This window comes from Sphingomonas oryzagri, assembly GCF_029906645.1.
Taxonomy (GTDB): domain Bacteria; phylum Pseudomonadota; class Alphaproteobacteria; order Sphingomonadales; family Sphingomonadaceae; genus Solisphingomonas; species Solisphingomonas oryzagri.
The window spans coordinates 37,679-50,490 of record NZ_JARYGZ010000005.1 but is presented as its reverse complement, the minus strand read 5'-3'; the positions used below and the strand labels follow the sequence as shown (position 1 = coordinate 50,490).

12 protein-coding genes are annotated in these 12,812 nt (G+C 67.8%); 7 read left to right on the top strand and 5 right to left on the bottom strand.

What is annotated here, in order from left to right:
- Positions 1–6 precede the first annotated feature (6 nt).
- Positions 7–1,863 carry a phosphoenolpyruvate carboxykinase (GTP) gene (locus tag QGN17_RS19530; protein ID WP_281046279.1) on the bottom strand — a complete coding sequence of 619 codons (1,857 nt, stop codon included), beginning with the start codon at positions 1,861–1,863 and terminating at the stop codon, positions 7–9.
- A gap of 396 nt (positions 1,864–2,259) precedes the next feature.
- Between QGN17_RS19530 and QGN17_RS19525 the strand changes: the two genes are divergently transcribed.
- Both QGN17_RS19525 and QGN17_RS19520 read left to right on the top strand, forming a co-directional pair.
- On the top strand, positions 2,260–4,335 hold the full coding sequence (locus QGN17_RS19525; RefSeq protein ID WP_281046278.1) for a hybrid sensor histidine kinase/response regulator: 2,076 nt from the start codon (positions 2,260–2,262) through the stop codon (positions 4,333–4,335).
- Between the two features lie 91 nt (positions 4,336–4,426).
- Positions 4,427–4,999: an energy transducer TonB gene (locus QGN17_RS19520; RefSeq protein WP_281046277.1), complete on the top strand. Its 573-nt coding sequence runs from the start codon at positions 4,427–4,429 to the stop codon at positions 4,997–4,999.
- A gap of 9 nt (positions 5,000–5,008) precedes the next feature.
- On the opposite strand, the gene QGN17_RS19515 is transcribed toward QGN17_RS19520, so the two are convergent.
- On the bottom strand, positions 5,009–5,587 hold the full coding sequence (locus QGN17_RS19515; RefSeq protein WP_281046276.1) for a peptidylprolyl isomerase: 579 nt from the start codon (positions 5,585–5,587) through the stop codon (positions 5,009–5,011).
- Between the two features lie 138 nt (positions 5,588–5,725).
- Between QGN17_RS19515 and QGN17_RS19510 the strand changes: the two genes are divergently transcribed.
- Complete coding sequence (locus tag QGN17_RS19510) at positions 5,726–5,881, top strand: DUF3309 family protein (RefSeq protein ID WP_281046275.1); 156 nt, start codon at positions 5,726–5,728, stop codon at positions 5,879–5,881.
- A 44-nt stretch (positions 5,882–5,925) separates the two neighbouring features.
- Here the strand turns inward: QGN17_RS19510 and QGN17_RS19505 are convergent, their stop codons facing one another.
- Positions 5,926–7,107 carry an acyltransferase family protein gene (locus QGN17_RS19505; protein WP_281046274.1) on the bottom strand — a complete coding sequence of 394 codons (1,182 nt, stop codon included), beginning with the start codon at positions 7,105–7,107 and terminating at the stop codon, positions 5,926–5,928.
- 146 nt (positions 7,108–7,253) lie between these two features.
- Positions 7,254–7,826 (bottom strand): OmpH family outer membrane protein, encoded by a 573-nt coding sequence (locus QGN17_RS19500; RefSeq protein ID WP_281046273.1) that lies wholly within the window; start codon positions 7,824–7,826, stop codon positions 7,254–7,256.
- Between the two features lie 271 nt (positions 7,827–8,097).
- Between QGN17_RS19500 and QGN17_RS19495 the strand changes: the two genes are divergently transcribed.
- Both QGN17_RS19495 and QGN17_RS19490 read left to right on the top strand, forming a co-directional pair.
- On the top strand, positions 8,098–8,835 hold the full coding sequence (locus QGN17_RS19495; protein WP_281046369.1) for a CsgG/HfaB family protein: 738 nt from the start codon (positions 8,098–8,100) through the stop codon (positions 8,833–8,835).
- Between the two features lie 254 nt (positions 8,836–9,089).
- Positions 9,090–9,656: a hypothetical protein gene (locus QGN17_RS19490; RefSeq protein ID WP_281046272.1), complete on the top strand. Its 567-nt coding sequence runs from the start codon at positions 9,090–9,092 to the stop codon at positions 9,654–9,656.
- Here the strand turns inward: QGN17_RS19490 and QGN17_RS19485 are convergent.
- Complete coding sequence (locus QGN17_RS19485; protein ID WP_281046271.1) at positions 9,610–10,728, bottom strand: sensor histidine kinase; 1,119 nt, start codon at positions 10,726–10,728, stop codon at positions 9,610–9,612. The two genes, QGN17_RS19490 and QGN17_RS19485, sit on opposite strands and share 47 nt — an antisense overlap.
- Positions 10,729–10,930: 202 nt before the next feature.
- On the opposite strand from QGN17_RS19485, the gene QGN17_RS19480 reads away from it, so the two are divergent.
- The gene (locus QGN17_RS19480; protein ID WP_281046270.1) at positions 10,931–12,031 is read left to right on the top strand and encodes a sensor histidine kinase; all 1,101 of its coding nucleotides are present in this window, start codon (positions 10,931–10,933) and stop codon (positions 12,029–12,031) included.
- Entirely contained in the window at positions 12,031–12,810 is a 780-nt protein-coding gene (locus QGN17_RS19475) for a LytR/AlgR family response regulator transcription factor (protein ID WP_281046269.1), read from the top strand. The genes QGN17_RS19480 and QGN17_RS19475 overlap by 1 nt, the downstream gene beginning before the upstream one ends.
- Positions 12,811–12,812: the final 2 nt, after the last annotated feature.

Genomic DNA, 12,812 nt, shown 5'->3' with positions numbered 1-12,812 from the left:
AAGGTGTCAGGCCGCCGCGCCGAGCCTCTGTTCCAGCTTCGCCTGCTCGTCGTTGATCGCGTGCGGCACCCGCTCGCCCAGCCTGGCGAGGTCGCGCGCGGCGAGGTTCGCTTCCTCGCGCCACACCTCGGCATCCACGCGGAGCAGTTCGGCCAGCTTCTCCGGCGCCAGATCGATGCCGGAGAGGTCGAGCGAGCCCGGCGTCGGCACATGGCCGATCGGCGTGTGGACCGCCTCAGCCTCGCCCTCGATCCGCTCGACGATCCACTTGAGGACGCGGCTATTGTCGCCGAAGCCCGGCCACAGGAACTTGCCGTCGGCGCCCTTGCGGAACCAGTTGACCAGATAGATGCGCGGCAGCTGCGCCGGATCGGACGCCGCCTCCTTGCCGATGCGCAGCCAGTGGCGGAGATAATCCGCCATGTTGTAGCCGCAGAAAGGCAGCATCGCGAAGGGATCGCGGCGCAGCTCGCCGACCTTGTTCTCGGCCGCCGCCGTGCCCTCGGACGCGATGTTGGCGGCGAGGTAGACACCGTGCTGCCAGTCGAACGCCTCGGTGACGAGCGGCACCGCCGTCGCGCGACGGCCGCCGAACAGGATCGCCGAGATCGGCACGCCGGCCGGGTCTTCCCATTCACCCGCGATCGACGGGCATTGCTCGGCCGGCGCGGTGAAGCGGGCATTGGGGTGCGCGGCGGGCTTGCCCGAAGCCGGGTCCCAGCGGTTGCCCTGCCAGTCGGTCATGCCGACGGCCGGCGGCGCGTCGGTCATGCCTTCCCACCAGATGTCACCGTCGTCGGTCAGCGCGGTGTTGGTGAAGATGCAGTTGCCGGTGAGCGTGTCGATGGCGTTCTTGTTGGTCTTGATGCCGGTGCCGGGCGCCACGCCGAAGAAACCGGCCTCCGGGTTCACCGCATAGAGGCGCCCGTCCTTGCCGAAGCGCATCCAGGCGATGTCGTCGCCGATCGTCTCGGCCTTCCAGCCGGGGATGGTCGGCTCCAGCATCGCCATGTTGGTCTTGCCGCAAGCGCTGGGGAAGGCGGCGGCGACGTAATGGGTCTTCTGTTCCGGCGAAGTCAGCTTGAGGATCAGCATATGCTCGGCGAGCCAGCCATTGTCGCGCGCCATCACGCTGGCGATGCGCAGCGCGAAGCATTTCTTGCCGAGCAAAGCGTTGCCGCCATAGCCCGAACCGTAGGACCAGATTTCGCGCGTTTCGGGATAATGGACGATATATTTGGTCTCGTTGCACGGCCACGCGACGTCCTGCGCGCCATCGACCAGCGGCATCCCGACCGTGTGCACGCACTTCACGAAGAAGCCGTCGTCGCCCAGCATGTCGAGCGCCTGGGTGCCCATGCGGGTCATGATCCTCATGCTCACCACGACATAGGGGCTGTCGCTCAACTCGACGCCGATCGCCGACTTGTCCGAACCGATCGGCCCCATGCAGTATGGCACCACATACATGGTGCGGCCCTTCATGCAGCCGTCGAACAGCGGATCGAGCGTGGCGCGCATCTCCTGCGGGTCGGCCCAGTTGTTGGTCGCCCCGGCATCCGCCTCGTCTTCCGAGCAGATGAACGTGCGGCTCTCGACCCGTGCGACATCGCGCGGGTCCGAACGCGCATAGAAACTGTTGGGGCGCTTGGCGGGATCGAGCGGGATCAGAGTGCCGGCGGCGACCATCTCGGCGGTGAGCGCGTCCCACTCCGCCTGCGAGCCATCGCACCAGCGGATCGCATCGGGCTTGGTCAGCGCCGCCATCTCCGAGACCCAGGCGAGCAGCGCACGGTGGCGGGTGGGTGCGCCTGCCAGATCCGGTGCGGTCTCGGTCAGGGGGGTATCGATCAGCGTCGCCATCTATTGCTCCTCTTGGCTGGCGCTCGCGCGTGACGACGCCGCCTGTCGACGCGAGACTCCTCCCCTTCGGGAAGTTCCAGCCCCGCCGTACTAGGGGCCTTGTAGCGACGCGGGACGGGCCGCGCTTAATGACAACGATAGTATCAAAGGCGCTTTTCGAGACAAAAATGCAGTAATATCGCATATTTATCTGATTTATTACGGCCGAAATCCGCGCGCTGGACGGGTGCGACGAACCTTGCTTCATGAGAGATACGGCGCTCGCGGCGCAAAAGCCGACCAAGAAAGAGGCCGTCCTTTCGATCAACCCTTGCGACGAATGGCTAAGAGTCTGCTAGTATGTGCCGTGCTACCGCCCCCCTGGTTCCGGGGGGAGCAAAAGAGGCAGCGGGTTTGATGAACGGCGTCGGCACAGATCCGGGTTCGCATCATGCCGCCTGGTCGCGCCTGATCGCGGCCGGCGAGCGGCTGGCGACAGCGCGTTCGATGAAGGCTGTCGTCGATGTGCTGCGCACAACCGCTCGCGAAATCGCCGGAGCCGAGGGCATCGCCGTGGTGCTGCGCGACGGCGAGTTCTGCCATTATGCCGCCGAGGATGCGGTGGGGGCACTGTGGACCGGCCAGCGCTTCCCCATGGTCAACTGCATTTCCGGCTGGGCGATGATGAACCGCCAGACGGTCGCCATCCCCGATATCCGGCTGGACGATCGCATCCCGCAAGCCGCCTATGCGCCCACGTTCGTCCGCAGTCTGGTGATGGTTCCGGTCGGCACGCCGCGCCCGGTGGCCGCGATCGGCGCTTACTGGTCGGATGTCCGCGATCACGATGCCGAGACGATCGAGCGCCTCGAGGGATTGGCCCGATCGGCGGCGACCGCACTCGAGAATATCCGCCTGATCGAGTCGGTGCAGGAGAGCGACCGCCAGCGCGCGCTCGCCGTTGCGGCCGGGCGGATGGGCGTGTGGAGCTACAACCTCCCGACCGGCGAACTGACCACCAGCGAAACCTGCCGGCTCAATTTCGGCCGCGATCCGGCCGAGGACTTCACCTACGCAGATCTGCACGCCGCGATCCATCCCGACGATCGCGAGCGGGTGCAGGCGGCGATCGCGCAAAGCATCGCCGGCGGCACCGATTACGACATCGAATATCGCCTGATCACGCCGGCGGGCGAAACGCGCTGGATCGGCATCCGCGCCCAGCCCTCCTATGCGGCGGACGGCACGCCGCTCTCGCTCGCCGGCGTGTCGATCGACATGACCGATCGCAAGCGGATGGAGGAGGAACTGCGCGAACTCGCCGCCACGCTGGAGCAGCGGGTCGAACAGCGCACCGCCGAGCTGGTCCACGCGCAGGAGGCGCTGCGGCAATCGCAGAAGCTGGAGGCGATGGGCCAGCTGACCGGCGGCGTCGCGCATGATTTCAACAATCTGCTGACCCCGATCATGGGCAGCCTCGATCTGCTCCATCGCAAGGGGCTGGGCGACGAGCGCGAGCGGCGCCTGATCGCGGGTGCGCTCGAAAGTGCCGACCGGGCACGCGCGCTCGTCCAGCGTCTGCTCGCCTTCGCACGCCGCCAGCCGCTCGAACCGCAGCCGATCGACGTCGCGGCCTTGCTGGTCGAGATCGGGCCGCTGATCGGCACCACGCTCGGCCCCCGCATCGCGCTCACCATCGACGCGCCCGATCCACTGCCGCCCGCCTTCGCCGACCGCAACCAGATCGAGATGGCGCTGCTCAACCTCGCGGTGAACGCGCGCGACGCGATGGCCGATGGCGGTCGCCTGACCATCTCGGCGGCAAGCGAGGATGTCGCGCAGGGCCATGCCGAGCTGGTCGCCGGTCACTATGTCCGCATCACCGTCGCCGATACCGGCACCGGCATGGACGAGGAAACCCGCCGCCGCGCGATCGAGCCTTTCTACTCGACCAAGACCGAGAGCGGCGGCACCGGCCTCGGCCTGTCGATGGTTCATGGCCTGATGCACCAACTCGGCGGCGCTATGGCACTGGACAGTATGCCGGGCGCCGGCACCGACGTGGCGCTGTGGCTGCCGGTCTCGGCCCGGCCGCTGGTGGTCGAGCTCCGGATCGACGAGGAGCCACAGCCGGCGATCGAGGGCACCGTGCTGCTGGTCGACGACCAGGATCTCGTGCGCGCCACCACCGCGCACATGCTCGAGGAACTGGGCTTCGACATCATCCACGCGCGCTCCGGCGAGGAGGCGCTGCGGCTGGTCGAAGCCGGCGCGGCGTTCGATATCGTCGTCACCGATCACCTGATGCCCGGCATCACCGGCGCCGAGCTGGCCCGCGCCATCCGCAAGCGCGTGGCGGGCGCCCGCGTGCTGCTGGTATCGGGCTATGCCGACGAGGACGTGGCACCCGATCTGCCGCGCCTCGCCAAACCGTTCCGCGCCGCCGACCTCGCCGAACGCGTGCGCGGGCTGCTGCGGGACGAAGCCGCCTGACCATGAACCACGATCGGCTGCGCTCTTGAGCGTCGATCGCAGCCATGCCACCTTGCCCGCTCGAACGGCGTAGGGGCGGGTTTCTCTTTCGATGCGATATGGGGATCGCCGCCAGTCGCGGCCCTTCGATGCCTGGGATCCCTATCGCGACGATCCCGCGCCACGGCCGCGCAGACGGTACGAGCCGCGCCGCCTGATCCGGATCGCCATCCCCCTGCTGATCGGCGGAGCAGCGCTGGGCCGCGATCTGTGGCACGCCTTCGGCCCGGACCGCGCACCCGCCCAGCAGGCCGTCTCCGTTCCCGAACCGACGGCGCCCGCGCTGACGGCGGACCGTTCCGAACGCCCCGATCCCCGCACGGCCCTGCCGCGTCGGGCGCAACCGGCGGACAACCCCGGAGACTGGATCACGCCGGATGATTATCCGCCTTCGGCCCTGCGCGAAAACCTGCAGGGCAGCGTGGCTTTCCGCTTCACGATCAAACCCGATGGCCATGTGCGCGATTGCACGGTGACGCATGGCAGCGGATCGGCCCTGCTGGACGAGACGGCCTGCGGCATCTTCACCCTGCACGCCCGCTACTGGCCGGCGCGCGATCGCGCAGGCAAGCCGATCAGCGAAGTGCAGAACCAGACGGTGCGGTGGCAGATACCGAAGGACTAGGACAGGCGCCTAAGGCACCCGCCGCGCCGAGAGGATGCGGACCGGCTTCACCATCTGCTGCCCCGCCGTCTCCTTCGACCAGCCGCCCGGATAGGTCTTCGCCGCCAGCATCCGGCGCACCAGCGGCATCCCGCTCACGACATGGCCGAAGGCGGCGTAGCCGAGATCCTTGCGCGTCGCATCGAGATAGCGGCCATCGCCGACCACGATGAAGAAGTCCCCCGTCGCGGTGCCCGGATCGTCACGCGCCATCGACAGCGTGCCGTCGACATGGTGCAGCCCGGTGACGCTGGTCGGCTCGTGCCGGATCGGCTTCAGCACGCGGGTCATCATGTTGTTGGTGCCGCCCTGCACGAAGCCCTCCTTCGGTCGCTGGTCGGCGCGGGCGGCGCGGTAGAAGGTCATCTGGTCGAAGCGATGCTGATCGACATAAGCGAGGAAATTGCCTGCCGTCACCGGCGCGTGGCGGGTATCGACCTCGACGACGATCGGCCCGATGTCCGTCCTGATCTCGACGCGCACCGGCCGGGGCGACGCGGCAGCGACAAGCGCGAGCGACAGACAGGCGAGGAGAGCGCGTTTCAGCATGGCCATAGGCGATGATGGCCGATGGACGCCGCTGCAAGCGATTTCCGCTGCAATCCCTGCATCTTGCAGAGCCATGAGGAACCGGATCGCCTCGCCGGCCGTTTCCGCGCCGATACAAATATATAGGAGTAGGGCGACATGCTCGGCACGATTCTGATCATCATTCTGATCCTCATGCTGGTCGGCTCGCTGCCGAGCTGGGGCTATAGCCGCGGCTGGGGCTACGGCCCGTCGGGCGGCCTCGGCCTCATCCTGATCATCCTGATCATTCTGGTCCTGCTCGGCCGGGTCTGATCTGCACCGGCGACGGCGGTCGGGGCCCTCGACCGCCGCTTTCGCTAGATGGCTGGCCGCGCGACCGGAACCGGCGGGTTACGCGGCCCCGCCTTCAACCCGATCAGCGGGCGGAGCCAGCGCACCTCGCGCCCGGCCAGATAGAAGCCCCAGCATCCCGCCATCGTCGCCGCGACAAGCAGCAGGAAGGCCGGCAGCGGCGCGATCCCCGACCCCATCAGCCCGTAGCCGACGACGATGATGATCGTCTGGTGGATCAGGTAGAAGGGGAACACCGCTTCGGCCAGCATCGGCCGCCAGCGATGATCGACGTTCCAGAAGCGGTCGGCGATACCGATCAGCGCGATCATCGCGCCCCACGCCTCCGCCGACTGTGCCCAGCCGTGCAGCGCCCAGAAGCGGCGCGGCGCGATCGTCAGGCCGAAGCGCAGCTCGAACCACGCGAGTACCGCATAGCCTGCGACGGCCAGTACCACAGCGACCGGCCACCAGCGGGCGATCGCGGCCCGGATCGGCTCGGACCCCCGCAGCATGTACCCGAACAGGAACATCGGCAGATAGTGGGCGTGCGCGCTCCAATCGGTGAGCAGCAGGTGATTGTCCTCCCACCCCGCATCGAAGGAAGCGCGCGCATAATAGACGAAGGCGACGCCCAGCGGGAGGAGCAGCGGACCACCCAGAAGTCGCTCCGCCAGCCAGCGCCCGGCCTCGCACAGCCGCTCCGGCAGCAGCAATAGCAGGCACAGCAGCAAGGTGTAGCAGATCAGATAAGCGACGAACCACAGGTGCATCCAAGTCGGCACGATGACGCCATCGATCGATCGGAAACTGTAATAATCGTGCAGCAGGAAGTGACCGAAGCTCGCCTGGTAGCCATAATGGGTGATCAGCCAGATCCATGGCTGCGGCGTCACCAGCACCGCCATGCCGAACAGCAGCGGAATGCCGAGCCGCGCAAGGCGGGATTTGAGGAACGCTCCCACCCCGCTCGTCTCCCGCGCGAACAGCGCCGCGCTCGCATAGCCGGACACCGCGAACAGCAAGGAGAGCCGCCAGGGGCTGGTCAGCATCATCAACGCCGTCGCCGAAGCCACCGGCGGCTGGGCGACCTTCACCTGAAAGTCCCACGGCACGAAAGCCATGCCGACGTGATACAGGATCAGCAGCTGGAACGCCCCGATCCGCAACCAGTCCATTCCGTAATGCCGGCCTTGTGCCTGGCCCATCAACCCCAGCCTTCAGATGACGATCGCGTGACAGGCGCCCGCCTAGCAGCAAGGCGCCCGTTCAGGGAGTCCCGAAGCCAGGCGGATCGTGCCGCACGGCACCTGGGCCGCGCGGCATGATCGGGCGATGAACGAAAGGACGCGTCTTACCTGGCCGGAGCGGCCGGCGCCGGCTGCTGCGGCGGGGTGATGCTCGGCTGCGGGAAGCTGCTGTTGAGGCGCTGGATCAGCGTGCTGGTGATGTCGGCATTGGGATCGCTCGCCAGCGCCGCGCTCTTCGAGATCACCACGGAAGCCTTGCGCTCGGCGCGCATCTGCTCGGCGATCGGGCGGACATGATCAAGGATCTGCTGGCGCACATAAGCCGCCGCCTGGTTGATCTGCTGGTTGAGCGCCTGCGCCTGCTGCTCGACCTGCTCGACGCGCTGTGCCGCCTGCTGGAGCGCGGGCGAAGGCGGCGTGCCCGCCTTGGCCTGCTTCGCCGCCGCAGCCTGCGTGTTGTAGGCCTGCACGGCCGACGTGTAGGCGGTACGCGTCGAGGCTGTCTGCGGATCGTATTTCGCACGCAGCTGCGTCGTGCCGCTCTGCGCCGCCGCCGAGTTGGACAGCAGCTGGTCGAAATCGACCACCAGCACGGTCGGATCCGAAGCGGCCATCGCCGGCATCGCCACACCCGATACCATCGCCGCGCACATCAGGCTCTTGAACAGCTTGCCCATCGAAATCCTCCAATCCCTCAGTCGAATACGGCACGATCCTTACCCATGTGCCGGCGCGCGACGCAATCCTTGCGCCCGTCCACCGATCATCCGTGCCGGGGGTGCGGTGAAGCGCATCCGGACTTTTCGTCGCGCGGGGCTGCACTTCCGTCGCGGCGTACGCGCCGGCCGACATGGGGGGTCTACCATGCCGCCCGGTCGCATCCGGGAGCGCGACCGCAGACAGGGGCCATTTTCCATGATGTTCAAGTCGATCCGCGTAGCCGTCGCCATGTCCACCGCTGCCGCGACGCTGGCCGCGACGCCGGCCGCCGCCGATCCCTCCTCGGGCCGCAAGGCGCAGGCGAGCGGCACGCAGGACATTCCGCACTGCACGCGCAGCCTCGGCTCCGTCGCGATCGTCGAGCCGGATACCCAGTGGTGGCGCGAATATAATCTCGGCAGCCCAGAAGCGATCCTGAAGGTGTTCATCGCGCAATCCGGCTGCTTCACCATGGTCAATCGCGGCCGCGCGATGGCGAGCCGCAACATGGAGCGCGCCATGGCCGATTCCGGCGAACTCCAGTCCGGTTCCAATCTCGGCAAGGGCCAGGTGAAGGCGGCGGACTATTTCCTCCAGCCCGACATCGTGTCCGGCAACAACCATTCGGGCGGCAACAATATCGGCGGCGCGCTCGGCGGCCTGATGGGCCACGGCTTCGGCGCGGTGCTGGGCGGCATCAGCGTCAACAAGAAGGAAGCGAACGTCACGCTCAGCCTCGTCAACGCCCGCACCACGGAGGAGCAGGCGCTGACCGAGGGCTATTACCGCAAGTCCGACCTGTCCTTCGGCGCGGGCGGCGGCGGCGGCTGGTGGGGCGGCTTCGCGGCGGCGGGCGGTGGCGGCTATCAGGACACCGCGATCGGCCAGGTGATCGTGCTCGCCTATCTCGACGCCTATACCAAGCTCGTCACCCAGCTCGGCGGCCTGCCGAGCAATGCGGCCGCGGCGGCACCGATCGCGCGCTGATCCTTTCGTCACCGGGGGAATGGCCATCCGACCATCGCGTCGGATGGCCATTTTATATTCGGCGCCGATCAAGGCCACGTGCCGTGCGACGAAGCCGCGGTTTCAGCCTTCGTCGTACCGACAAGCCCGTTCGCCGAACCGCCGAACGCCATGGCGGATTGATCGCGAAACGCCCGACAGACGGCGACCGGATCGGCAGGGAGGAGGCGTAACAAGCGCCGCGCAGCCCGCACGGCCCGCTGCCGGAACCGATCATGGCCTACGTCGATACCCGCCCCCACGCGTTCGTCTGGAGCACGCGCTTCGCGGTCTCGGTGCCAGTGCCTGCCTGCGTTGCGTTGGCCCGAGTGGAGCGCGACGTGCTGTTGGCCTCGCGCCGCGACCGAGTGTCCAGTCTTCGGGGGAACAGCCCGCCCAGCCGCTGGATCGCGCGCCTCTTCGGGATCGAGCCGGCCAACCGCCTGGCCGATCCGCGACTGGAGGCCCTACGGCGCTTCGCGGTGCTGCTCCGCCGCCGGGGCGATCGGCTGCCCGCCACCGAACAGACGCGGATCGTCGCGGCCGGCTTCACGCCACTGCAGGTCGCCGAGGTGCGCAGACTGCTCCAGGCCGAACGCCCCACCCGTGTCGGCTGGAAACGCCGCTACATCGCGATGGTGGCGATCGTTTTCGCGATCGAGGCGGTGATCTTCCGCCTCGCATCAGCCTATTTCTCGGACGGACTGGTCGGCTTCGCCTTCACTCTCACCACCCTGGTCGCAGGTGTGCCGCTGATCAGGCGGCCAGCACGGCCTCATGCAGGATCGGTTCCGCCCGGCTGACCAGCGGCAGGCGGACGAGCGCGCGATACCCACCCAGCGCTTCCGGACCGGCCTCCAGCCGTGCGGCCACACCGTAACTGAGCGCCAACCGCTCGCGGATGTTCGCCAGGCCGACACCGCCGCCGCCGCTTACCCCGTCGGCGCCCTCGCCGTCGTCGCGCACGGTGAGCCATAGCTCGCCCCCCTCGATCGCGGCGGCGATCTCGACGGTCACCGGCCGCCGCGCCGGGGCGACACCATATTTCATCGCATTCTCGACCAGCGGCTGGAGCAGGAAGGGCGGCACCTGCGCGCAGCGCAGATCGGCGGGCAGATCGATCCGCGTTTCCAGCCGATCGTCGAAGCGCACCCGCTCGACGTCGAGATAGGCCTCGATCGTCTCGAACTCGTCCTCCAGCCGGACCATCGCCCCCTCGCGGGCGCCCAGCGACGCGCGCAGGAAGCCGGACAGGCGGCCGATCATCTCCTCCGCCTGCGCGGCGCGACCGACGACGACGAGGCTCGACAGCGCGTTGAGCGCGTTGAACAGGAAGTGCGGGTTGAGCTGGAAGCGAAGCGCGGCGAGCTGGGTCGCGCGCTCGCTGGCGCGCGCCGCGACCAGTTCGTCCGTACGGGCGCGCAGCGAATAATAGGCTTGCTGCATGGCGATCAGCCCCACCCACATCATGTTGGCGTAGAAGTTGATCGGGAAGGCGTGGATCACCCCTTCGCGGAACGGCTGGCTGTCGGGGTTGCGCAACCCCGTCCAGGTGCGCGCCTGCGTATCGAAGAAGGATTGCGCGATCGTCACGACGAGCACGCCGAAAAGCATCAGCGTCCAGCGCAGCCTGGGCTGCAGCCGCTCGGAAGCGATCAGCGCGACGAGCAACGGCAGGTCGCACAGCGTATCGCCCAGTACCATGACGACGCCGGTCAGGACGAGCGTCCCGGCGGGGAATTTGCCGAGCATGATCTGCGAGCAGCAATAGACGAGCAGTACCATCGCCTCGATCGCGCACAGCGTGCCGAACGCCCTCCATAAAGCGGACGGACGCTGCCGGACGACGCCGGTAGCGGCAATGGACCCCTGCATCACGGTCATCGACCGACCCCCGTAATCGCGCTGCAAAATAAGCGAATCGGCAGCATGCTGCAAGCGAGCCGCAACTTCGTCGCGCGATACGGGGACTTGGTCCCTTGCCCGATTGAACGCGCCCGCTGTTTCGGCTTCTCTGTTGTTGATGCGTTTTGCAGGCGGGGGCGATCTGAAACATTGGCAAGCGAACCGGCCGGCGATGCTTTCAACCGCCGCCGAAAACGACCGCCGGGATGCCCGCTGGCGAGACGCGATCCTGGCGATCGTCGGCCTCTGGCTGATCGTGCTGGTGATCTACCTGCCGATCATCATCAACAATCACCATGGCGAGGGCACGGTGAGCGTGCTGCTCGATTGCGCGACGATCCCGGTTTCGATGCTGCTCGCCGTGCCGCTGTTCGTCGTGTTCCGCGCCACGCTGGGGCTGCCGCCAGTGCTGCGCGGCGTGCTGCTGATGGCGGAGCTGATGCTGATCGTTGTCGGCCAGCTCGCCTTCGATCTCGTCTACACGCATTTCGTCATCACCCATGCCAGCCTGACCTGGTCGGCGGTGCCGCATGACCTCGCGCACAGCTACGATCGCGGCTTCCGCTATGCCGCTGTCTTCGCGATCAACCTCGCCTTGTTCCAGCTCGCCTATTCGCGCCGCCGCTCGCGTCGGCAGGAACGACAGCTCGCCAGCCTCGTCGCGGCCAGCCGGCAGGCGGAGATCGACGCGCTGCTCGCCAAGCTCAGCCCGCATTTCCTGTTCAACACGCTCAACGTCATCTCGGGTCTCGTCGTCACCCGCCGCAACCGGGAGGCGGACGATCTGCTGGGCCGTCTTTCCACCTTCCTGCGCGCCTCGCTGGGGCAGGACGCCTACCGCTTCGGCGCGGTGGACAGCGAATTGTCGCTGGTCGAGGACTATCTGGAGATCGAAAGCGCGCGCTTCGGCGAGCGGCTGGTCCCGCGCGTCGGCTGCGAGCCGGAAGCCGCCAGCCTGCCGATGCCCAAGCTGCTGCTCCAGCCGCTGATCGACATCACCGTGCGCGATGGCGTCGATACCGTGACGGATCCTGTGACCGTCACCGTCAATGCCGCCATCGAGGGCGATGCCTGGCTGCGCCTAGCGGTGAGCGACGATGCCCGGATCGCCGGCCGCAGGGTCGATCCGGCCGAGGCCGTGCTTGCCACCATCCATCAGCGTCTCGATGCCTTGTTCGGCGGGCGGGCATCGCTGGACGTCCATGCCAACGGGCAGGGCTTCCTCGCCACGATGCGCCTGCCGCTCGATGCGCTGCGGCGGGAGCTGGTGTGATGCGCATCCTGCTGGTCGATGACGAGCAACTGGCGCTCGACCGGCTGCGGGTGTTCTTCGACGACATCGAGAATGCCGATGTCGTCGGCGAGGCCCGCGACGGCGACAGCGCCATCCGCTTGATCGAGGAACTGCGCCCCGATCTCGTCATCCTCGACATCCAGATGCCGGGCCGCAATGGCCTGCGCACCGCCTCCGACATCGCGGTCGACCCCCGGCCGGAGGTGATCTTCGTCACCGCGCACGAACATTATGCCCCCGACGCCTTCGATCTGGAGGCGGCCGACTATATCCTGAAGCCGGTGCGATTCGATCGCCTGCGCGTCGCCACCGAGCGGGCGCGGCGGCGGCGCCTGCTCCACGACGTCGCCGCGCGCGCCGACCAGCTGGAGGCGGAGGTGCAGGGTCTGCGCGGCGGTCTGGGCACCGCTCCGTCACCGCCGCCGCCCGATCCCGAAATCTGGGTGCCCGAACGGCACGGCCAGCGCCGCGTGCCGATCGAGACGATCGACTGGATCGAGGCGGCGCGCGACTATGTGCTGCTCCACACCGAACTGCGCAGCTACATGCTGCGCGCGACGATGGCGATGCTGGAGGAGAAGCTGGCCGGCACCGCGCTGATCCGCGTCCACCGCTCGGCCTTCGTGCGGCCTTCGCGCGTGGGCGAGATCCGCCACGAAGGCCGCACCATGTCGCTCATCCTCGCCGACGGCACGGCCGTGCAGGTCGGCCCGAGCTACGTCGAGGCGGTCGAGCGCGCATTGGGGGTGCGCGCCTGACG